Origin of the sequence: Actinomadura sp. HBU206391 (assembly GCF_014323665.1) — a bacterium.
Classification (GTDB): Bacteria; Actinomycetota; Actinomycetes; order Streptosporangiales; family Streptosporangiaceae; genus Actinomadura_C.
Genome location: NZ_JABVEB010000003.1, coordinates 20,653 through 42,520, shown reverse-complemented (window position 1 = coordinate 42,520; position 21,868 = coordinate 20,653). Strand labels below are relative to the sequence as shown.

Annotated in this window: 15 protein-coding genes; 11 read left to right on the top strand and 4 right to left on the bottom strand. The window is 71.2% G+C overall.

Annotated features, from left to right (window positions below; genetic code table 11):
* Window positions 1-160: 160 nt before the first annotated feature.
* The 4 genes from HKK72_RS03020 (at window position 161) to HKK72_RS40545 (ending at window position 7,420) form a co-directional block, all read left to right on the top strand.
* Window positions 161-1,384: an NADP-dependent isocitrate dehydrogenase gene (locus HKK72_RS03020; RefSeq protein WP_187232758.1), complete on the top strand. Its 1,224-nt coding sequence runs from the start codon at window positions 161-163 to the stop codon at window positions 1,382-1,384.
* Window positions 1,385-1,579: 195 nt separating this feature from the next.
* Window positions 1,580-2,560, top strand: a complete 981-nt coding sequence (locus tag HKK72_RS03015) for a malate dehydrogenase (protein WP_187232656.1) — start codon at window positions 1,580-1,582, stop codon at window positions 2,558-2,560.
* Between the two features lie 209 nt (window positions 2,561-2,769).
* Window positions 2,770-4,635, top strand: coding sequence for an HSP90 family protein (locus HKK72_RS03010; protein WP_187232655.1), 1,866 nt, complete (start codon window positions 2,770-2,772; stop codon window positions 4,633-4,635).
* A gap of 55 nt (window positions 4,636-4,690) precedes the next feature.
* Window positions 4,691-7,420, top strand: coding sequence for a hypothetical protein (locus HKK72_RS40545; RefSeq protein ID WP_261986494.1), 2,730 nt, complete (start codon window positions 4,691-4,693; stop codon window positions 7,418-7,420).
* A 24-nt stretch (window positions 7,421-7,444) separates the two neighbouring features.
* On the opposite strand, the gene galK is transcribed toward HKK72_RS40545, so the two are convergent.
* Together galK and galE are read right to left on the bottom strand one after the other, a co-directional pair.
* Window positions 7,445-8,602: a galactokinase gene (gene galK / locus HKK72_RS03000; protein WP_187232654.1), complete on the bottom strand. Its 1,158-nt coding sequence runs from the start codon at window positions 8,600-8,602 to the stop codon at window positions 7,445-7,447.
* Window positions 8,599-9,561 (bottom strand): UDP-glucose 4-epimerase GalE, encoded by a 963-nt coding sequence (gene galE, locus HKK72_RS02995; protein WP_187232653.1) that lies wholly within the window; start codon window positions 9,559-9,561, stop codon window positions 8,599-8,601. Before galE ends, galK begins: the two co-directional genes overlap by 4 nt.
* A 241-nt stretch (window positions 9,562-9,802) precedes the next feature.
* On the opposite strand from galE, the gene HKK72_RS02990 reads away from it, so the two are divergent.
* The 3 genes from HKK72_RS02990 to HKK72_RS02980 are packed head-to-tail and all read left to right on the top strand — an operon-like array spanning window position 9,803 to window position 12,443.
* The gene (locus tag HKK72_RS02990; RefSeq protein WP_315987045.1) at window positions 9,803-10,762 is read left to right on the top strand and encodes a hemolysin family protein; all 960 of its coding nucleotides are present in this window, start codon (window positions 9,803-9,805) and stop codon (window positions 10,760-10,762) included.
* 12 nt (window positions 10,763-10,774) lie between these two features.
* Entirely contained in the window at window positions 10,775-11,884 is a 1,110-nt protein-coding gene (gene trpS, locus HKK72_RS02985; RefSeq protein ID WP_315987044.1) for a tryptophan--tRNA ligase, read from the top strand.
* Window positions 11,847-12,443: a 2'-5' RNA ligase family protein gene (locus HKK72_RS02980; protein ID WP_315987043.1), complete on the top strand. Its 597-nt coding sequence runs from the start codon at window positions 11,847-11,849 to the stop codon at window positions 12,441-12,443. The genes trpS and HKK72_RS02980 overlap by 38 nt, the downstream gene beginning before the upstream one ends.
* Here the strand turns inward: HKK72_RS02980 and HKK72_RS02975 are convergent.
* Window positions 12,426-14,600, bottom strand: a complete 2,175-nt coding sequence (locus HKK72_RS02975) for a DUF6077 domain-containing protein (RefSeq protein WP_187232652.1) — start codon at window positions 14,598-14,600, stop codon at window positions 12,426-12,428. The two genes, HKK72_RS02980 and HKK72_RS02975, sit on opposite strands and share 18 nt — an antisense overlap.
* Window positions 14,601-14,921: 321 nt before the next feature.
* Here HKK72_RS02975 and HKK72_RS02970 point away from each other — a divergent pair, with 321 nt between their 5' ends.
* Window positions 14,922-15,872, top strand: a complete 951-nt coding sequence (locus tag HKK72_RS02970; protein ID WP_187232651.1) for a YihY/virulence factor BrkB family protein — start codon at window positions 14,922-14,924, stop codon at window positions 15,870-15,872.
* A gap of 48 nt (window positions 15,873-15,920) precedes the next feature.
* On the opposite strand, the gene HKK72_RS02965 is transcribed toward HKK72_RS02970, so the two are convergent.
* On the bottom strand, window positions 15,921-17,183 hold the full coding sequence (locus tag HKK72_RS02965) for a D-alanyl-D-alanine carboxypeptidase family protein (protein WP_187232650.1): 1,263 nt from the start codon (window positions 17,181-17,183) through the stop codon (window positions 15,921-15,923).
* A 174-nt stretch (window positions 17,184-17,357) separates the two neighbouring features.
* On the opposite strand from HKK72_RS02965, the gene HKK72_RS02960 reads away from it, so the two are divergent.
* From HKK72_RS02960 to HKK72_RS02950, 3 genes are all read left to right on the top strand, one after another.
* Window positions 17,358-18,962: a methylmalonyl-CoA mutase gene (locus HKK72_RS02960; RefSeq protein ID WP_187232649.1), complete on the top strand. Its 1,605-nt coding sequence runs from the start codon at window positions 17,358-17,360 to the stop codon at window positions 18,960-18,962.
* Window positions 18,963-19,295: 333 nt separating this feature from the next.
* Window positions 19,296-20,462 (top strand): glutamate--cysteine ligase, encoded by a 1,167-nt coding sequence (locus tag HKK72_RS02955; protein WP_187232648.1) that lies wholly within the window; start codon window positions 19,296-19,298, stop codon window positions 20,460-20,462.
* Between the two features lie 106 nt (window positions 20,463-20,568).
* Window positions 20,569-21,834 carry an amidohydrolase gene (locus tag HKK72_RS02950; protein WP_187232754.1) on the top strand — a complete coding sequence of 422 codons (1,266 nt, stop codon included), beginning with the start codon at window positions 20,569-20,571 and terminating at the stop codon, window positions 21,832-21,834.
* The last annotated feature ends 34 nt before the right edge of the window (window positions 21,835-21,868 follow it).

Genomic DNA, 21,868 nt, shown 5'->3' with positions numbered 1-21,868 from the left:
ACGGATCCGGCCCGGGCCACCGGGCGCTGTGGCAGGCCCAGGTCTAGACCTTTTCTTAGGCTCGGATAACCTCGCATTGAGCCTTACGAAGGACTGCTTGCCGGTGTGGAGCGAGCCGACGAGCGAGCGCGCCCATGGGCAGGAAAGGGACAGCAACAGCATGCCCAAGATCAAAGTAGCGGGCCCCGTCGTCGAACTCGACGGCGACGAAATGACGCGGATCATCTGGCAGTTCATCAAGGACCAGTTGATCCTGCCCTACCTCGATGTGGACCTGAAGTACTACGACCTGGGAATGGAGCACCGTGACGCCACGGACGACCAGGTCACGATCGACGCCGCCAACGCCATCAAGGAGTACGGCGTCGGTGTGAAGTGCGCCACGATCACCCCCGACGAGGCCCGGGTTGAGGAGTTCGGCCTCAAGAAGATGTGGCGCTCCCCGAACGGAACGATCCGCAACATCCTCGGCGGTGTCGTGTTCCGTGAGCCGATCGTCGTCTCGAACATCCCGCGCCTGGTGCCGGGCTGGACCAAGCCGATCATCATCGGCCGGCACGCCCACGGCGACCAGTACCGTGCGACCGACTTCGTCGTTCCCGGGCCGGGAACGCTGACGATCTCGTTCGTCCCCGACGACGGCACCGAGCCGATGGAGTTCGAGGTCGCCAAGTTCCCCGGCGGCGGCGTGGCGATGGGCATGTACAACTACGACGACTCGATCCGGGACTTCGCCCGGGCGACCATGCGTTACGCGCTGGACCGTCGTTTCCCGCTCTACATGTCGACGAAGAACACGATCCTCAAGGCCTACGACGGCCGGTTCAAGGATCTCTTCGAGGAGATCTTCGAGTCGGAGTTCAAGGCCGACTTCGAGTCCTCCGGCATCACCTACGAGCACCGGCTGATCGACGACATGGTCGCGCAGGCCCTCAAGTGGGACGGCGGGTTCGTGTGGGCGACCAAGAACTACGACGGTGACGTGCAGTCCGACATCGTGGCCCAGGGCTTCGGCTCGCTCGGCCTGATGACCTCGGTGCTCATGACCCCCGACGGCAGGACGGTCGAGGCCGAGGCGGCGCACGGCACGGTGACCCGGCACTTCCGCCAGCACCAGCAGGGCAAGCCGACGTCGACCAACCCGATCGCGTCGATCTTCGCCTGGACGCGCGGCCTCGCGCACCGGGGCAAGCTCGACAACACCCCGGCGGTCACCGAGTTCGCCCACCGGATCGAGCAGGTCTGTGTCGAGACCGTCGAGGCCGGTCAGATGACCAAGGACCTCGCGCTCCTGGTCGGCAGTGACCAGGGCTGGCTCACCACGCAGGAGTTCCTCAACGCGCTGGACGTCAACCTGCAGAAGAAGATCAACGAAACCGCCTAGGGTTCTCGCGCCCTGGCTAGGGCTCAGCGTCAAGGGCAGGGCCGTTCCGGAGACCCCGGAGCGGCCCTGTTCCGCGTCCGGCACCTGAGGCCCCGGGCGGAAACGGCGCGCGATAGCCTGGCGCGTGGACTATCTCGACGACGAGAGATCCATTCGCGGCGGTTCGCCACCCCAGTGATCAGCAGGAGAAACGCAATGACCGTCAATGTCACCGTCACCGGCGCGGCCGGCCAGATCGGCTACGCACTGCTCTTTCGCATCGCGTCAGGTCAGCTGCTCGGCGCGGACACGCCCGTGAGCCTCCGCCTCCTGGAGATCCCGCAGGCGGTCAAGGCCGCCGAGGGCACCGCGATGGAGCTCGACGACTGCGCCTTCCCGCTGGTGGAGAGCATCGAGATCACCGACGACGCCAAGAAGGCGTTCGACGGGGCCAACATCGCCCTTCTCGTCGGAGCCCGCCCCCGCACCAAGGGGATGGAGCGCGGTGACCTGCTGGAGGCCAACGGCGGCATCTTCAAGCCGCAGGGCGAGGCCATCAACGCCGGCGCGGCCGAGGACCTGCGAGTACTCGTGGTCGGCAACCCGGCCAACACCAACGCGCTCATCGCGCAGCGGCACGCCCCCGACGTGCCGGCCGACCGGTTCACCGCGATGACCCGGCTGGACCACAACCGCGCCGTCGCGCAGCTGTCGAAGAAGCTCGGCGTCCCGGTGTCGGCGATCCGGAGACTGGCGATCTGGGGCAACCACTCCGCCACCCAGTACCCTGATCTGTTCCACGCCGAGGTGAACGGTGAGAACGCCGCGGCCGCGGTCAACGACGAGACGTGGCTGCGCGACACCTTCATCCCCACCGTCGCCAAGCGCGGCGCCGCCATCATCGAGGCCCGCGGGGCTTCCTCGGCGGCGTCCGCGGCCAGTGCGGCGATCGACCATGTCAACACTTGGGTGCACGGCACCGCCGAAGGCGACTGGACCTCGGCCGCCGTGGTGTCCGACGGTTCCTACGGCGTGCCCGAGGGTCTCATCTCCTCCTTCCCCGTGGTCGCGCGGGACGGCCGGTACGAGATCGTGCAGGGTCTGGAGATCGACGCCTTCTCGCGCGAGCGCATCGACGCCTCCGTCGCCGAGCTGGCCGAGGAGCGCGACGCCGTCCGCAAGCTCGGCCTGATCTGACTTCAAGCCGGCACCGAGCCGACCACGAGTCGTCCCAGGCGCGTTCGAGCGCCTTCGGATCGCCCCGAGACCGGGGACTCCGCCGCCGCCCTTCCGAGCCCTTCGGAAGGGCGGAGGTCTTTCCCATATGTCGGAATTCTGATGGCCGATCGGGCGATGCTCGATACTGTGTTCCTTCGCGTTGTCGCCCGACCAGGAGGTCCATCAGGGTGGAGCAGGCCTTTCAAGTCGACCTCCGTGGCGTGGTCGACCTCCTCAGCAGGCATCTCTACTCGAGTCCCCGGGTCTATCTCCGCGAACTGCTGCAGAACGCCGTCGACGCCATCACGGCCCGCGGCGAGGGCCCCGGGCGGATCACCATCGAGACCGCCGGCGGCGCACTGCGGATCCACGACGACGGCATCGGTCTCACCGAGGACGAGGTCCACCGGCTGCTCGCCACGATCGGCCGCTCCTCCAAACGCGACGAGCTCGGCTTCGCCCGCCATGACTTCCTCGGTCAGTTCGGCATCGGGCTGCTGTCGGCGTTCCTGGTCGCCGACGAGATCGAGGTCGTGACCCGGTCGGCCCGTGGCGGCGCGGCGGTCCGCTGGACCGGGTTCGCCGACGGCCGCTACCGGGTCGAATCGGCCGAACCCGCAGAAGGCACTGAACCTGTCGAGACCGCCGGGCCCGCAGCACCCGCGGCTCCCGCCGGTCGCGACGAGCCCGGTACGACCGTCACGATTCGCCCGCGCCCCGGAGCCGCCGACTGGGTGAGCCCGGCGATGGCCGGACAGCTCGCCGATCTGTACGGCTCGCTGCTCCCGGTGCCCGTGACCGTCGACGGCCGGCAGATCACCGGAGACGGGCCGCCCTGGCTGGTGCCGCACCGCGATCCCGGCCGCAGGCGGAGCGCGATGGAGGCGTACTGCCGCGAGCTGTACGGCTTCACGCCGTTCGACGTGATCGACCTGGAGGTCCCCGAGGCGGGGCTCACCGGCGTGGCGTTCGTGCTGCCGCAGACCGTGGCGCCCACCAGCCGCGGCGCGCATCGGGTGTATCTGCGCCGGATGCTGCTGGCCGAGAAGGTCGAGGGCCTGCTGCCCGAGTGGGCGTTCTTCGTGCGCTGCGTCGTCGACGCCGGCGAACTCCGGCCGACGGCCGGCCGTGAGGCGTTGTACGACGACGAACTGCTCGACGCGACCAGGCAGGCGCTCGGTGAGCGCCTGCGCGAGTGGCTCGTGCGGCTCGCCGAGACCGATCCGGCGCGACTTCGCGCCTTCCTCGGGCTGCACAGCCTGGGCGTGAAGGCGATGGCGGTGCACGACGACGATCTGCTGCGCATCGTCGACCGGTGGCTGGAGTTCGAGACCTCGGCGGGGCCGATGACGCTCGCCGAGTTCCGCAGGCGCCATCCCGACGGACGCTATACCGCGGAGGTGGACGAGTTCCGCAGGCTCTCCGCGGTCTCGGGTGCGCAGGGCGTCGGGCTGGTCAACGGCGGTTACGTCTACGACATCGAGATCATCGAGCGGCTGCGCGACATCGACCCGGAGGCGCATCTGCGCCGGCTCGACCCCGCGGAGCTGACCACGCACTTCGGCGCGCTCGACCCGCAGGCCGAGCTGGGCCTGCGGCCGTTCCTCGCCGCCGCCCGGCGGGCCGTCGACCGGCTCGGGTGCGAGGTCATCGTGCGAGACTTCGATCCGGCGTCGCTGCCCGCGCTCTATCTGACCAGCAGGGCCGCCCAGCACCAGGAAGAGCTGCGGCAGGCCAAGGATCTCGCCGACGACCTGTGGTCGGACGTGCTCGGCGCGCTGGAGCAGGCGGTGGAGTCCGACCGGCCCCAGCTGGTGCTCAACCACCGCAATCCGCTGGCCCGGAGGGTCACCGCGCTGCGCGAGGACGGCCTGATAGAGCTCGCCGTGCAGGCCCTGTACGGGCAGGCGCTGCTCCTCGGCCACCATCCGCTCCGCGCCACCGACACCGCCGTGCTCAACCGGTCCTTCCTCGGCCTGCTGGACTGGGCGACGCAGCCACCGGACCGACGGGAACCAGACCCACGGGAACCAGACTCCCGGGAACCTCGGTGAGCCCGCGTCGCCGGGCCGTCACGCGGGACGAGATCGTGAACAGGGAGCGGGTCCGATGACCACAGACGCCGTGTACCGGCTGATCGAGCGCGCGCGTGAGCTGCCGTACGGCGAGGCCAGGACGGTTCTCGTCGAGGACGCGCTACGGCACGCCCAGGCGTCCGGTGACGAGGTCCTGACCTTCGAGGTGCGGTTGGACCTGAGCTCCGCCTACCAGTACGGCGGCGAGCCGATCAAGACGTTCGGCACGTTCAGCCGGTGCCTGGCCGATCACGACCGCGATCCCGGGCGGTACGGGGAGAACGCCGGGCTGCGCCTGCTGTGGCAGTTCAAGGCGGTCGTGAACTCGCTCACGGGCTTTCCCGAGGTCCCGCTCGAGCGGACGTACGCGGTGCTCGACGACATGGAGCGGCGCTACCGGATGGGCGGGCACAGCCTGCACGCCGTCCACGCGCGGCGGGAGTCGGTCGCCCGGCATCTGGGCGACGCCGAGGCCGCGGACCGCTGGTACGCCAAGTGGAACGGCGCCGCCCGGGACGTGCTGTCGGACTGCGAAGGCTGCGACCCGACCTCCAAGCTGGCCCACCTGTCGTGGCGCGGACGCGACGAGGACGCCCTCGCGATCGCCGAGCCGGTGCTGCGTGAGGAGTTCCGCTGCAGCGAGCAGCCGCAGGACATCCTCACCGGCCTGCTGCCCGTCTACCTGCGGACGGGTCGGCTCGACGGCGCACGCGACGCCCACCGCCGGGCCTACCGGATCATGCGCGCCAACGTGCGGGACCTCGAGTCGCTGGGCGACCACCTGGAGTTCTGCGCGCGCACCGGCAACGAGGCCCGCGGTCTGGAGATCATCGAACGACATCTCGGCTGGCTCGACCGCGCGCCGAGCCCGGGTGCCGCGATGCGGTTCGCGGCGGGTGCCGCGCTGGTCCTGCGCAGGGTGCGCGACGCCGGGCACGGAGACGTCACCGTGCGCCGTCCGCCGCACGGCGAGCGGGCCGCGTCCGAGGTCTCGGTGGCGGTGCTGCACACGGAGCTGGAGGCGCGCGCGATGGAGATCGCCGGTGCCTTCGACACCCGTAACGGCACCGGCCACCAGAGCGAGCTCACGCGGGCCGTGCTGGACGCCGAGCCGGTCGTCGACCGCCTGCCGCTGACGCCGCACGCCCGCGTGCCCGCTCGAGCCGCCGCGGCCGGACCCGCCTCAGGCGCGACACCGGACCCGGCCAATCCCTCCGACCCCTCCGACCACGCCGACCCGATCGAGCTGATCGACGCGGCGGAGGAGCACTGGGCCCGGGGGGAGACGAGCGCGGCGCTCGCGGCGTGGCGGCGTTTCGACTCGGTCGCCGGCCCGGTCGCCGATCTGCCCGGCGCACTCTCTGGACGCCGGGCCGACGGCCTCGGCTTCGAGCTGATCTCGGGCGACGACCCCGAGGGGGCCGTCGCGGCGTGGCGGCGTGCCGCCCTCCTGCACGAGGAGGCCGGAGACGAGGAGCGGCGCCAGTCGTCCCTGAGCCGGGTGGGCGCGGTGCTGTGCCGGTTGGACCAGGCCGGCGAGGGCGTCGCCCTGCTGGAGGCCGCCGCGGAGTGGGCGGCCCGGGGGGACGGCGGCACCAGCCGCCGGGTCGCGGTGCGGCTGCGGCTGGCCGACGCGTACGCCCACCTCGGCCGATCGCCGGACGCCCTGTCCACGCTGGACGCGGTCACCGCCTCAGACCCGGTGGACGCGGCCGCCGTCGACCTGGAGCGGGCCAGAGTGCTCGCGGGGCTGGACGGAAGGTGGGAAGAGGCGGCGGCCGCCGCGCTGCGGGCCCGGGACGGCTACCGTGCGACGGGCCGGACGGTGCTCCTCGCCGAGGCGGCGCTCCTGCACGGACGGTTGCTGGCGGAGGCCCCCGAGGGCCACGAGACCGGCGACGCGGCGGGCGAGGCGCTCACCGAGGCGGTGGTGAACGCTCCCGCCGACGCGCCCGTCATGCGTGCGGCCGCGCACGTGACCCGGGGCAACTGGCTGCTCTCCTTGACCCAGGTCGGGCGGGACCGGGTGGGCGAGGCGGTCGAAGACCTGATCGAGGCGGTGGCCGGCTTCACCGCCTGGGGCGCCTATCCGCAGGCCGCCTACGCGCGCCAGGACCTGTGCGCCGGCTACTACCAGGCCGGCCGGCACCTGGAGGCGGCCGAGGCGGCCGAGGAGGCGGTCACGATGCTGACCGAGCTGGGTGACGTCGGCGCCGCCAAGCGGTCCCGCTGGATGCTGGCCAATGCCCAGCGTGAGCTCGGTGAGGCGGCGGCCGCCGCCGAGACCTTCAGCGCGCTCGCCGACGACGTGAGCGCCGAGGAGCCAGGGGCGGCGGCCGAGTTCTACGAGAGCGCGGGAGAGCTGCTCAGCGGGCTGGACAAGGACGGCATCGCGGCCGAGCGGTTCGCCGCCGCCGCCGAGCTCCATCTCTCGCTGGGCGCGCCGTTCGGCGTCGTGCGGGCGCGCCGACAGGGCGCTCTGTGCCTGCTGTGGAGCCGGCAGCCCGAGGACGCGCTGCGGGTGATGGAGACGGCCCGGCAGGCGCTCGCCGATCTGCCCGCCGACGAACCCGACGCGGTCACGTGGGAGACGGCGCTGGTCGGCTACGACGAGGCGCGGATTCTCGCCACGCTCGACCGGGGGGCGGACGCGCTGGCCCGGGTCGAGGAGGCCGTCACGGGGTTCACCGCACTCGGCCGGAAGGACGCCGCCGAGGCCGCAGGCCGGCTCCGCGCCGATCTGCTGGAGGCCGCCGCCGGGTGACCGCCGGCCGCGAAGGCTCCGCGGTCAGGCCAGCCGTCGTGCCCCGGGGGACGGCACGGCGGTCAGGAACGCGGGAGGACGCCAGCCGCGGGCCTCGTAGGCGTTCAGCGCGGCGTCGCACACCCGTCCGACCAGTGGTGACGGTACGAGGGCGATCGCCGAGCCGCCGAAGCCGCCGCCCACCATCCGGCCGCCGCGGGCTCCGGCGCGTACGGCCGCCTCGACCGCGACGTCCGCCTCCGGCCACGACACCTCGAACTGATCGCGCAGCGAGAGATGCGCAGCCGTGAGCATCGCCCCGACCTCGGTCACGGCACCGGCGCGCAGCAGGCCGACGGTGGCCTCCACCCGGTGGTTCTCGGTCACGACGTGCCGCACCCGGCGGCGCCACACGGGGTCGTCCAGCGAGGCGAGAGCCTCGGTGAGGTCGGTCACATCTCGCAGCGCCGGGACGCCCAGCGCGTCGGCCGCCCGCTCGCACTCCGCCCGGCGGGAGGCGTACGCCCCGTCGACGAGCTGGTGGGGTGCTCTGGTGTCGATCACGAGCAGGGTCAGGCCGGCGAGGTCCAGTGGAACCTGCGTGGACAGCCCGCTGCGGCAGTCCAGCAGAAGGGCATGATCGGCGGTGCACAGCAGCGCGGCCGACTGGTCCATGATCCCGCAGGGCATGCCGACGAAGTCGTTCTCGGCGCGCTGGGCGATCCTGGCCAGCTCGGGCCGCGGGATGTCGATGCCGGACAGCTCGCAGAGGGTCAGCGCGACCGCGCATTCCAGCGCCGCCGAGGACGAGAGTCCCGCCCCCTGCGGCAGATCCGAGTCGATCAGCAGGGAGGCGCCGCGCACGCGGTGGCCCGCCTCGCCCAGTGCCCAGGCGACCCCCGCGGCGTAGCCGGCCCAACCGCCGATCGCACCGGGCGCGAGGCCGTCGAGCGGTACGCTCGCCGCCTCGCCGGCCGCCTGGAGCGATCTCAGTTCCAGCACCTCGTCTTCGCGGGCCGCCGCGGCGACCGAGACGCCTTGTGCGAGGGCGAACGGCAGGACAAGGCCGTCGTTGTAGTCGGTGTGCTCGCCGATCAGGTTGACCCGGCCCGGGGCGTGCCAGATGCCGTCGGAGGGACGCCGGTAGGCCTCTTGGAACGTCGCGTCGAGGTCCCGGCTCGCATTCGCGATCGCATCGCTCATGACGCCAGGCCGTGCCGGGCGAAGGCCCAGGCGTCGGCGACCATGGCCCGTAGATCGCGCTCGGGCTTCCAGCCGAGCTCGGACCGGATCCGGTCGGAGGAGGCGACGAGCACGGCCGGGTCGCCGGCGCGGCGTGGCCCCACCTCTGCGGGGATCGGATGGCCGGTCACCTGGCGGCAGACCTCGATGACCTCGCGCACCGAGAACCCGGCGCCGTTGCCGAGGTTGAAGATCTTGTGGACCCCGGGCCGGCAGGACTCCAGCGCCAGCAGGTGGGCGACCCCCAGGTCGACCACGTGGATGTAGTCGCGGACGCAGGTGCCGTCCGGCGTCGGATAGTCGTCGCCGTGCATGAACACCTTGTCGCGGGCCCCGGTGGCGACCTGCAGGACGATCGGGATCAGGTGCGTCTCGGTGGCGTGGCGCTCACCGAACCGGCCGCGCGCTCCGGCCACGTTGAAGTAGCGCAGGCTAACCCCGCCGATCCCGTGCAGCCGGGCGTACTCGGTGAGCGCGGTGTCGATCGCCAGCTTCGAGGCGCCGTAGGGGTTGGTGGGCCGGGTGGGATCGGTCTCCAGGATCGGCGCCGACTCGGGCTCGCCGTAGGTGGCGGCGGTGGAGGAGAAAACGATGCGCGAGACCCCGGCCCGCCGCATCGCGTCCAGCAGCGCCAGCGACTCGCCGAGGTTCTTGTCCCAGTAGAGGCCCGGCCTCTCCACCGACTCCCCGACCAGCGACCTCGCCGCGAAGTGCAGGACGGCGTCGAAGCCGGCGCCGTCGAGGACCTCGAACGCCAGGTCGCGCAGCGTCCCCTCGACCAGCCGGGCCCCGGCGGGCACGGCGTCGCGGTGCCCGGTCGACAGGTCGTCGAGTACGACCACCTCGTGCCCCGCCGTGCAGAGTTGATCGCTGACGACGCTTCCGATGTAGCCGGCGCCGCCGGTGACGAGCAGCTTCACTGCGCCTCCGTATCCAGGTTCACTCAGCGTATCCAGGTAGGCTGATGTTCCGAGGTCGCGCGGCCGGACGCCGCCCGGCCGCTGTGCGAAAGCCCTGATAAAACTCTGAGAAAGCCCTGACCAGCCGCACATGGCAGAACGCCCTGGACGAGCCGCCTTGGACCATGGACGACGACCCTAGCGGTAGATCCCCCGCCGGATCGGCGGGCCGTTCGGAGTGCCGGTGCCGGGAGGCCACGGGGTGAGCGATCTCGTGAAGTACGGCCTGCCGGCGCTGTGCTCGATGCTGCTCGGTGCCTTCTGCGCCACCTTGGTGATCATGAGGCGGCTCGGCGGCGGCCTGGGCGATCTCCGTGACCGGATCACCGCCGCGGAGGTGCGGGCCCTCGTCGCGGGGCACCAGGGGATCACCGGAGACGAGCGCAGGCTCATCGAGGAGGTCTTCGCGGCCGGCGCGCGGCAGTTGCGCGAGGTGTTCGTGCCGCGTACGGAGGTGGAGTTCCTGGACGCGGCCACCCCGTTGAACGCCGCCGCCCGGATAGCGGCCGACAGCCCGCACTCCCGGTTCCCTGTCTACCGGGACACCCACGACGAGGTCATCGGGTTCGTGCACGTGCGAGATCTGCTCGATCCCGATCTCGTCGGCCGGTCGGTGCCCGTCTCGGAGGTCATGCGGCCGGTGAAGTACCTGCCGATGGGCAAGCAGGTGCTCGCCGTCCTGTCCGAGATGCGCCGGGAGGGCCACCACCTGGCGATCGTCGTGGACGAGTACGGCGGAACCGCGGGGATCATCACCCTGGAGGACCTCCTCGAGGAGCTCATCGGGGATATCCGCGACGAATATGATGTGGAGGACGCGCAGGCGCGCCGGCTGCACGGTGGAGCGGTCGAGCTCGACGGCCTGCTCAACCTGGACGCCTTCGCCGCCGAGACCGGCATAGTGCTTCCCGAAGGGCCGTACGAGACCGTGGCAGGGCACATCATGGCGGTGCTCGGGCACGTGCCCCAGGTGGGGGAGGCGGTCGAGATCGACCGGCACCGGATGGGGGTCGTCGAGATGGACGGCCGCCGGGTGGCCCGCGTGCGCGTCACGCCGTTGGACGGCGGCAACACCGGCAACACCGGCACCGCCGATCCCGGCGGCGCCGGGACAGGTGAAGCGACAGCGACAGCAAACGACATCGCCTCAAGCGAGGCCTGACAGAATCGGTTCGTGCACATGTCCGCAGTGTCCGGCCCCCAGGGCTACGCTCCTCAAACCACAGGGCAGACCACGGGGCCGACGCCGGGGTCCACCCGTCGCGTCCTCTCGGGTATCCAGCCCACCGGTGACTCCTTTCACCTGGGCAACTACCTCGGCGCCCTGCGCCAGTGGGTCGCGCTGCAGGACACCCACGACGCCTTCTACTGCGTCGTCGATCTGCATGCCATCACCGTCGACTACGAGCCCGAGGCGCTGCGCAGGCGCACCCGGCTGTCGGCCGCGCAGCTGCTGGGGATGGGCGTCGACCCCGAGCGGTCCACCCTCTTCGTGCAGAGCCACGTGCGCGAACACTCCGAGCTGGCCTGGATCCTCGGCTGCCTGACCGGCTTCGGCGAGGCGGGCCGCATGACCCAGTTCAAGGACAAGTCGGCCAAGCAGGGCGCGAGCGGCGCCAGCGTCGGCCTGTTCACCTACCCGATCCTGCAGGCCGCCGACATCCTCCTCTACACCCCCGAGCCCGGTGAGGGCGTGGGCGGCTGCCAGGTGCCGGTCGGCGAGGACCAGCGGCAGCACCTCGAGCTGACCCGCACTCTCGCGCAGCGGTTCAACCACCGCTTCGGTGAGACCTTCGCCCTGCCGGAGGCCTACATCCCCAAGGCCACCGCCAAGATCACGGATCTGCAGGAGCCCACGGCGAAGATGAGCAAGTCGTCGTCATCGCCGCAGGGCATCGTCGACGTGCTCGAAGAGCCGGGCTCCATGCGCAAGAAGATCATGCGCGCGGTCACCGACACCGGCACCGAGATCAGCTACGACGAGGAGAAGAAGCCGGGGATCACCAACCTCCTGCGCGTCTACTCCGCGCTCTCGGGCTCGTCGATCGACGATCTCGAGCGGCAGTACGCCGGTGCGGGCTACGGGTCGCTGAAGAAGGATCTGGCGCAACTGGTCCTCGACACCTTCACCCCGATCCGGGAGCGTACGGAGAAGGTGCTCGGCGACGAGGAACAACTCGACCGCATCCTGGCCCAGGGCGCCGCCCGGGCCGGCGAGGTCGCCGCTCGGACCATGGAGGCCGTGCGTGATCGGGTGGGATTCGTCGGACGTGGGCGCGCCTGACCCGCTGCGGACCATCGGAGTGGCGATTCCGATCCCCGATCCGTACGGAACCGAACTGCAACGCTGGCGGGAGTCCTTCGGCGATCCGCTCGCCCGGTCGATCCCGACGCACATCACGCTCCTGCCGCCGACCCCGGTGAGCGCCGCCGCCCTCGGCTCGATCGAACGCCACCTGCGGGAGGTGGCGGTCACTGAGCGCGCCTTCCCGATCCGGCTGTACGGCACCGGGACGTTCCGCCCTGTGTCGCCGGTGGTGTTCGTCTCACTCGCCGAGGGCGCCGGCTCGTGCGCACAGGTGGAGCGCAAGGTGCGCAGCGGCCCGCTGTGGCGGTCGCCGCGGTTCCCCTACCATCCGCACGTCACGGTGGCGCACGATCTCGCCGACGAGGTGCTGGACCGTGCCGGCAAGGAACTCGGCCACTACGAGGCGCGGTTCCCGGTGTGGGGCTTCTCGCTGTACGAGCACGGGTCCGACGGCGTCTGGCGCCCCCAGCGGGACTTCCCGTTCGGAGCCGACGGCCCGGGCTCACCTGAATCCGGCTCACCCGAATCCGGCTGAGGCCGGCCCGCCGCCGGTCGCCGGCGTGTCCGCCGCCCGCTCGGACGGCCGGGCGGGCGGGAACAGGCACACCAGCCCGTGGATGTGGACGGGACGTACGTATCCGGCGTCCTGCAGGACACGCAGGCCGATGTCGTTGTGGGCCTGGGCGCAGGCGATGACCACACCGACCCGGTCGAGCGCCGCCCGTACGTCCGTAACCGGCGCGGGCCTCGTACTCCGGCCGACCACAGCGGTGAGCAACCGCCGGTCGGCGATGAACGACCTGCCGACGGGAAGATTCATCAGATAGTGCGGATTGGCGTTGACCGCCTGCACCCGCGAGGTTATGAGGGGCACGTTGCGCATGTACCGGTCCGGCATCAGCACGGCACCGGACGCTCCGCCGGTGGCGGCCACCACCGCCCGGGCGGTGATCAGCGAAGAGCGAGAGGCCTTCCACGAGGGCAGTTCGGCGACGACGGACCTGCCCCCGGCCGTCCACAGCGGGGTGCCGCAGATCACGAACGCGGCGCACAACAGCACCGCCGGCAGCGGCGAGAGCCGGCGCAGGGCACCGGGCAGCGGCAGGGCCGCGAGCAGCCCGATCAGCGCGGCGGCCGGCACCGACCACATCGTGCGCCACAGCACCGGCGCCGCACCGGTGGCATCCGCCATCAGCTCCAGCACGCCAGGGACGAAAAGGACGGTGGCGATCGCCGCCACGCCCGCCGTGACCAGTGCCGGCACGCCGCGCCGGCTGATCCACGGTGCCGTCCACAGCGCGCAACCGGCGATGACGCCCAGCACACCGGTCAGCAGCACGATCGAGTAGCTGACCGGGGCGGGGGACAACCGTCCGCCGACCTCGACCGTGTCGCTGAACAACGCGACCATCACCCCGCCCACGACCGGATAGGCCATGGCGGCGCAGGCGGCCAGGGCGGTCCGCAGCCCTTCGACCCGCTGCCGCCCGGTGTCCAGCCCGGCACGCAGCAGCAGCGGGCCGACGGCGGCGACGGTCACGAGCGGCACGACGAACGTCGCGGCCGAGGCCAGCCCGGTGGCGGCGGCCCCCACGGCGACGGCGAGCCAGAGATCACGACGGGACCGGTGTTCCGCCCAGCGGGTGAGGTAGACGTACAGCAGCGGTACCGCCAGGGACACGAGAACGCCCTTGCCCTGCCACATCCTGATCAGGTGGAACGATCCGAAGGATCCGGTGCCCGCCCCCGTCCAGAGCAGATAGACGGCGGCGGTCGCGAAACACGCCGCCGCGCGCCGGGGGGCCCACAGCCGGATCAACCGCCACATGGCCCAGACGGCCAGGAAGGTCACCACCGGCAGGAAGAGGTACCAGGTGAACGACGACGCCGCGATGCCGAGCAGGCGGGCCAGCGCGCCGTTGAAGACCTCGACGGACGCGATGGGCGGTTCGCCTCCGACCGTCCCGACCGACCCGGGGGTGAAGATGACGTCGCGGAACGGGATCCGGCCGTGCTCGGCCGTCCACACCGACCGGGACATGAAGTAGGCGTCGTCACCGTCGGGGTTGACGACGAACAGTGAGGCACCGGCGAATCCGGCGGCCGTGACGAGGACCGAGACGAGCGCCGGCAGCGAGCCGCGGTCGGCGACCGGCGCCGTATCCGGCCGGTACCGGCTGCCGCGCAGCGCCGTCAGGGTGACCGCGACCGCCGCGGCCCCGAGCACGCAGGTGATCCACCAGGGCACCCCCGACCGGTACAGACCCGCCGCCACGCCGGCCGCGACACCGAGCACCGGGCCCGCCCATCGCGCGTACGTGCGCGTCCGGCCGCCCGCGATCGGATCCACGCCGGTGGCCCGGGCGGGCGGCGTGGCGGTCCCGCGAGGTGATCGCGCCCGGTCTGTCGTCCCGCGCGTCATCCGTACGGCCGCGAGCGTCGCCATGACCACCAGCCAGGCCGCGACCAGCACCGCTGTCGGCGGCCGGATCAGCAGTCCGGCGTGATAGACCGCCGTCCAGGCCGCGAAGGCCACGACGGCGGCGTCCGTGGCCCCGTCGAGGAACGCGGTGGCGCGGGCGGGTCCGCCACCTCGGCCCAGTCGTTCCACCAGGCCGGTGAGACGGCCGGACCCGTCGCGCGAATGAGCGATGCCGACTACGGGTTCTCGCTCGGGGGTCTCGGTTTTCACAGGGATGGCACACCTCGCGTCGGTCGGGGCACGGCAATGACCCGGTGCGACCCCGCTCGGGCGTCACGTCACCGGATTCCGCACTCGGTCGTATCGGCGCACCGCGGTGGGCGGTGCCGATTGAGCGATGGGGAATCGCCTGGAACGCCGGTCCCCACCGGTTGGCGGCGCGGGACGGGCGGGACGCTCGCGAGACGACGTCTTCAAGACGCCTCATCCGCGGCGGGGGTTTACCCGGGTCCGCGGCAATGCGACGGCGGGGCCGCCGGTTGCCGTGTCGCCCTGCCGCATTGTCGTCGGTCGCGTGGGTAGAGACCGTGCATGTCGCGCGTCGTCGGGGTCATGCGGCGCCGGGTCGAGTCCGAGCACGAGCGAGCGGTGCGGGTGCTGCGCGGGGCACGGCGGCGTTCGCCCTGGTTCGATCACCTGTCCCGTGCCTACGAGCGGTACCAAGAGCATCGCGGTGACCGGATGGCCGCGGCCATCACCTATTTCGGCTTCCTGTCGTTCTTCCCGCTGCTCGCGCTGGCGTACGCCCTGCTCGGCTACGTCGTCGGGATCAGCGAGCAGGCCCGCGGTTATCTCGTCGACGCCATCAACTCGGTGCTGCCCGGCATCGCCGACCGGCTCGCGGTCGAACAGATCGCCCAGGCCAAGGCGACCGCCGGGGTGATCGGCCTGGTGGGTCTGCTGATCATCGGAGTCGCCTGGGTCGAGGCGCTCCGCGAGTCACTGCGTGAGATCTGGGGCCACGATCCGACCGGCGGCGGCAATTTCCTGAAGCGAAAGCTCGGGGACGTCGGGGTCCTCGTCTTCCTCGGCATGGTGCTCATCGTGTCGGTCGCCGTCTCGACGATCACCACCTCGGGCACCAACTGGGCGCTGCACGTCCTCGGGCTCGACCGGATGTTCGGAATGGGCGTCCTGCTGCGGCTGCTCGCGGTGGCGGTGGCCATCTGTTTCAACGCACTGATCTTCCTGGTGCTCTTCTCCAGACTGACCGGCACCCGCGCGCCGTGGCGGCGGATCATCCGCGGGGCGTTGTTCGGCGCGGTCGGCCTCGAGATCCTGAAGCTTCTCGCGACCTTTCTGGTCGGGCACACGACGAGGAACCCGGTCTACGCCTCGTTCGCTGTCGTCGCCGGGCTGCTCGTCTGGATGAACGTGGTCTCGCGCTTCACCCTGTTCACGGCGGCCTGGACCGCCACTCGCCGCGTCGTCCTCAGCGCCGACCGGGCACCGCCGCCCAAGGCGGAGGACACCGGGCGCTGAAGGTCGCCATCCGGGGGTCTCCCGCTGACGGGCGCTGCCGGAAGGTCGTTATCTGGCCGGCGGATCGGCCGGCTCGTGCGCGTCCTCGGGCCGCGGCGGAGGGGCTCCTCCGGCCGTGCCCGCGCGACGGCGCCTCATCAGCACGAGCACGAGGGCCGCTCCGATCACGATCACGGTGCCGCCGCCCGCCGCCAGCGCGGTGAGTCCCCAGCCGCTCGCCTTGTCCCGGTCCAGCGGGATGCCGGGGAGCGTGCCGTTGTCGCGCTTCGGCTCCGGTTTCTTCTCGGTGTCGAGCGGGTTCACGAGCGTGCCCACCGGCTGCACCCTGCCCCGCGCCGCGAACCCCCAGTCGAGCAGTTCGGTGGCGTACGACCAGAGGACCGGGGAGTGCATCAGCGCGACGATGATGGTGTGGCCGTTGCGGCGGGCCGCGCCGACGAAGGTCTGCTGGGCGGCGTTGGTGTAGCCGTTCTTACCGCCGATCATCCCCCGGTAGTGGGCCCGTCCCGGCCGCAGCAGCTGGTTGTGCGTGTAGATCGGGTAGCCGCCGACCCGCTGGCCTCGCGCGCGCTGCTTCTTGGACGGCGGGCCGGGCCATTTGGCGTCGATCGTGCCCACGTACTCGCGGAAGTCGCGCAGCCGCAGCCCCTGACGCAGGATGAGCGTCAGGTCGTACGCGGAGGTGTGCTGCGTCTTGACCGACAGCCCCAGGTCCACGTCGAGGCCGTTGGGCGAGCCCGCGAGGGTGTCGTTCGCCTGCAGGCGCTTGGCCTCGGCGTTCATGGTCGCCAGGGTGCGCCGCATCCCGCCGCCGGCCTGGGTGAGGACCAGGGCCGCGTCGTTCCCCGAGACCATCATCAGCGCCTTGAACAGGTCCGACACCGGGTAGCGCCACTTGGTGGTCATGCCGACCTTGGTGCCCTCCACGTCGACCGCGCTCTGGGCCGGGCGGATCAGCGCGTTCCGATCGAGCTTGGGGATCAGCGCCACCGAGGTGAGGGTCTTCAGCGTGCTCGCCGGCAGATAACGACCGTGCGGGTCCTTCGCCGCGAGCACCTCGCCCGTGTCGCCGTCGGCGATGAGGTAGGACGAGGCCTCGATCTTCGGCGGAGGCTTGACACCCTGCGCCCGGCCGTACACCACACCGCGTCCGCCGAGCCGGGAGCCGCCGATCGGCTCGCCGGCGACGGCGCCTGCGACCTCTCCGGTGCGCGCCGCGCCGGCCGCGGGTTCGATGACAGGACCGGCGGTGGTCAGGGCCACGACGAGTGGCGCGGTGATCAGGGCGGTCGCCCGGCGTACGGTTCCCATGGCTCCACGAAGACTAGAGGAAGTGTCCAGAAATGAGATACACCGGATCACGTAATTTGACCCTGCGGGAAGCGAAAAGGATTATTTCTCGACATGGGGGTGTTGAGAGCCATCCGGTGCGCGTGAGGGGCATCACCGTCCACTTCCTGCGGCGACGGCCGTACCATCGCGGTTATGACGCGTGAATCGGAGTCCGGCCTTCCCATCGAGCCGGTATACGGGCCATCGGCGCTGGAGGGGTTCGACCCATCGGCCGAGCTCGCGGAGCCGGGGTCCTATCCGTTCACCCGCGGCGTCTACCCGACGATGTACACGCAGCGGCCGTGGACCATGCGGCAGTACGCCGGGTTCGCGACCGCCGCCGAGTCCAACCAGCGCTACCACCAGCTGATCGAGGCCGGCACCACGGGCCTGTCGGTGGCCTTCGACCTGCCGACGCAGATGGGGCACGACTCCGACTCCGCGATGGCGCACGGCGAGGTCGGCAAGGTCGGAGTGGCGATCGACTCGATCGAGGACATGAGGACGCTGTTCGACGGCATCCCGCTGGGCAAGGTCTCGACCTCGATGACCATCAACGCCCCCGCCTCGATCCTGCTGCTGCTCTACCAGCTGGTCGCCGAGGAGCAGGGCATCTCCGGCGCCGAGCTGACGGGCACCGTGCAGAACGACATCCTCAAGGAGTACATCGCGCGGGGCACCTACATCTTCCCGCCCAAGCCGTCGCTGCGGCTGATCTCCGACATGTTCTCCTACTGCCAGACCGAGATCCCGCGCTGGAACACCATCTCGATCTCGGGCTACCACATGGCCGAGGCGGGCGCGACGCCCGTACAGGAGATCGCGTTCACCCTCGCCAACGCCATGGAGTACGTGCGCACGGCGGTCGCCTCGGGCCTGGACGTCGACTCGTTCGGACCGCGGCTCTCGTTCTTCTTCGTGGCCCGCACGACGCTGCTGGAGGAGGTCGCGAAGTTCCGCGCGGCCCGGCGGATCTGGGCGTCGATCATGCGGGACGAGTTCGGGGCGAAGAACCCCAAGTCGCAGATGCTGCGGTTCCACACCCAGACGGCCGGCGTGCAGCTCACGGCGCAGCAGCCCGAGGTCAACGTGGTGCGGGTCGCCATCCAGGCGCTGGCCGCGGTGCTCGGCGGTACGCAGTCGCTGCACACCAACTCCTTCGACGAGGCGATCGCGCTGCCCTCGGAGAAGGCGGCCAGGCTGGCGGTGCGCACCCAGCAGGTGATCGCGCACGAGTCGGACCTGACGGCGACGGTCGACCCGTTCGCCGGTTCGTACGCCGTCGAGTCGCTGACGTCGCAGGTCGAGGAGGCCGCCCGCGCGCTCATCGGCCGGGTCGAGGATCTCGGCGGTGCGGTGGCCGCGATCGAGCACGGCTTCCAGAAGGGTGAGATCGAGAAGTCGGCCTACCAGGTGGCGCAGGAGATCGAGTCCGGGGACCGGACGATCGTCGGCGTCAACCGGTTCAGGACCGAAGGCCGGGAGCCGTACGAGCCGCTGCGCGTCGACCCGTCGATCGAGAGCGAGCAGGCCGCCCGGCTGGCCGAGCTGCGCGCCGCCCGGTCGGGCGAGGACGTGCGGCGGTACCTGGACGAGCTGCGCCGGGCCGCGGAGAAGGGGGACGGCGGCGAGGCGCCGGGCGACACCAACCTCCTGCACCCGCTGAAGGACGCGCTGAGGGCCCGGGCGACCGTCGGCGAGGTCTGCAACGCACTGCGCGACGTCTGGGGCGTCTATGTCCCCGCAGACGTGTACTGAGCCGGCCGTACCCACTGGGCCGGCAGGGCCCGGCGAGGCCGGTGAGCATGGCCGAAACCTCTGATACGCCGCCGCCTCCCGGTCCGCGCGGCGTCGCGGACCGGATGGGCCGCGCCGGGAGTAGATTACGGACAGTGTTCGGCCGTCGGCGAGACGCGTCGGCCGCGCTGTTCCGGGCATGCATCCGCGATGCGGTATGTGGCGGCACGAGGTGAGTGATCCTCTGTTGACCAGGCTTGGAGCGCCCTGTGCGGGTCGGTATCGGGAACGCGCTGGTCCAATAGCCCCACGTGCCACGCATCGACCTGCAAAGATTGTGGATGGAGGTTGGCCGTGGCCATTGACTTCAACGCGTCGCGTGGGGCGACGCTGGGTGTCGAATGGGAGCTTCAGCTCATCGACACGGAGACCAAGCACCTTCGGCAGGACGCGCGCGAGGTGCTGGCCGCGCTGCCCGGCCTCAGCGAGGACGGGGACATCCCGAAGATCCGGCACGAGCTGATGGAGTCGACGGTGGAGATCGTGACCGATATCTGCCATACGGTCGGTGAGGCCAAGAGGGACCTCGCCGGGACCGTCGCGCAGCTTCGGTCGGTCGCCGAGGCGCGGGGCACCGCGTTGGCGTGCACGGGATCGCATCCGATCAGCGACTGGCGCGACGCGGTGATGGCACCGGTCCAGCGCTATGCCGAGCTGGTCGAGCAGATGCAGTGGCTGGCCCGCCGCATCCAGACCTTCGGGGTGCACGTGCACGTGGGCGTACGCCACGTGGACAAGGCCATTCCCATCGTCAACGCGCTCTCCGCGTACCTGCCGCACTTCCTCGCGCTGACCGCGTCGAGCCCGTTCTGGAACGGCCACGACACCGGGTTGGCGTCCAGCCGGGCGATCATCTTCGGCTCCCTGCCGACCGCCGGGCCGCCGCACTCGCTCGCCGACTGGGCCGAGTTCGAGGAGTACATGGACACTCTGCTGCGGGCCGGCACCATCCGCAGCATCAAGGAGGTGTGGTGGGACATCCGCCCGCACCCCGATTTCGGCACGATCGAGATCCGGATGTTCGACGGCATTCCCACCCTGCGTGAGGTCGGCATGGCGGCGGCACTGTGCCAGAGCCTGGTCACCCTCTTCGACCAGCAGCTCGACCGGGGCTACACTCTGCCTCGTCCCGCCGCGTGGGTCGTCCGCGACAACAAGTGGCGGGCCACCCGTTATGGACTCGACGCCACCGTCATCACCGATGACACCGGCAGCACGACGCCGCTCCGAGACGATCTCTACGAGCTGATCCGTGAGCTGGAGCCCGTGGCCGACCGGCTGGGCTGCGCCGAGGAACTGAAGGTCGCCGGCGAGGTCCTCGACCACGGGGCGCCGTACGAGCGGCAGCGCGCGATACGCGCCGAGGGCGGATCCCTGGAGAACGTCGTCGACGCCGCCATCAAAGAGTTCTACGAGGACAGGTTCGTCTCCCCGCGGGAGGTGGCCCATGGCGGGATGTGAGGTCCCCGAGGAGCCGCCCGCCGAGGGGGACGAAGCGGATGCGGCGGCGTCATGCGGCGCCGCCATGCCAGAGGGGGCGCACATGACGCGGTCGGGACACGGGGTGATGCCCGCTTTCGACGCCGGTGTCAGCGGGGACGCGCGGCGGCTGCAGATGCAGCTCGACGCCTTCCTCGCCCAGAACGAGGACGGGTTGATCGCCTTCCGCCGCGATCTGCACGCGCATCCCGAGCTCGGCTACGTCGAGCATCGCACCACCCAGCGGATCGTCGACCAGCTGACCGCCGCCGGGCTGCGCCCGACGGTGCTGCCCAAGGGCACCGGCGTGCTGTGCGACGTCGGCCCGGCCGAGGGCCCGATGGTGGGCCTGCGCGCGGACATCGACGCGCTGCCGCTCATGGACGAGAAGGATGTCGCCTACCGCTCAACGGTGCCCGGGGTCGCGCACGCCTGCGGCCACGACGTGCACACGACCATGCTCATCGGCGCCGGCCGTTTCCTGGCCCAGCAGGCCGCCGCGGGCCTGCTTCCCGGCCGGGTTCGGCTGATCTTCCAGCCGGCCGAGGAGAAGCCGGGCGGTGCGCTCGACGTCATGGCCGCGGGCGGCATCGCGGGCGTCGACCGGGTCTTCGCGCTGCACTGCGACCCCCGGGTAGAGGTCGGCAGGCTGGGTCTGCGGGTCGGTCCGATCACGGCGGCGTGCGACAAGGTCTATGTGAAGGTGACCGGCCCGGGCGGCCACACGGCCCGGCCGCATCTCACCGCCGACCTGGTCTACGCGCTCGCCAAGATCGTCACTGAGCTTCCGTCGGCGCTGTCGCGGCGGGTCGACCCGCGTTCCAGCCTGAGCCTGGTGTGGGGCCGCGTCTCCGCCGGGTCGGTCGCCAACGCGATCCCCGACGACGGGATCGCCGAGGGCACCGTGCGCTGCCTGGACGACGACGCCTGGCACCGGGCGCCCGAGATGATGAAGGCCCTGCTGCAGTCGGTGGCGGCCGCCTACGACGTCGAGGCGTCACTGGAGTACATCCGCGGCGTGCCGCCCACCGTCAACGAGGCGACGAGCGTGCAGATGTTCCGTGACGCCGCCGGTCAGGTCCTCGGTGAGGAAGGCGTGGTGCCGACGCCGCAGAGCCTCGGCGGCGAGGACTTCGGCTGGTATCTCGAGTCGATTCCGGGTGCGCTCGGCCGCCTCGGGGTGCGCGCGCCTGGTTCGACGGTCGAGTACGACCTGCACCGGGGCGACTTCGACGTCGACGAGCGGTGCATCGCGGTGGGCGTGCGCGTGATGGCCGCCACCGCGCTGACCGCCCTTTGGGAGGGCCGCCGGCCGACCGGCAACGAGGCGGTCGAGGGCGTCGCTCTCGCCTAAGGAGTGTCCCGTGGATCTTGGGCTGGAGCGGTTG

Coding starts and splice junctions, on each gene's coding strand:
- HKK72_RS02950 (WP_187232754.1), top strand. CDS start 20,569: ATGCCCGCTTTCGACGCCGGTGTCAGCGGGGACGCGCGGCGGCTGCAG.
- HKK72_RS02960 (WP_187232649.1), top strand. CDS start 17,358: ATGACGCGTGAATCGGAGTCCGGCCTTCCCATCGAGCCGGTATACGGG.
- HKK72_RS40545 (WP_261986494.1), top strand. CDS start 4,691: ATGACCACAGACGCCGTGTACCGGCTGATCGAGCGCGCGCGTGAGCTG.
- HKK72_RS03020 (WP_187232758.1), top strand. CDS start 161: ATGCCCAAGATCAAAGTAGCGGGCCCCGTCGTCGAACTCGACGGCGAC.
- HKK72_RS02970 (WP_187232651.1), top strand. CDS start 14,922: ATGTCGCGCGTCGTCGGGGTCATGCGGCGCCGGGTCGAGTCCGAGCAC.
- galK (WP_187232654.1), bottom strand. CDS start 8,602: ATGAGCGATGCGATCGCGAATGCGAGCCGGGACCTCGACGCGACGTTC.
- HKK72_RS03015 (WP_187232656.1), top strand. CDS start 1,580: ATGACCGTCAATGTCACCGTCACCGGCGCGGCCGGCCAGATCGGCTAC.
- HKK72_RS02965 (WP_187232650.1), bottom strand. CDS start 17,183: ATGGGAACCGTACGCCGGGCGACCGCCCTGATCACCGCGCCACTCGTC.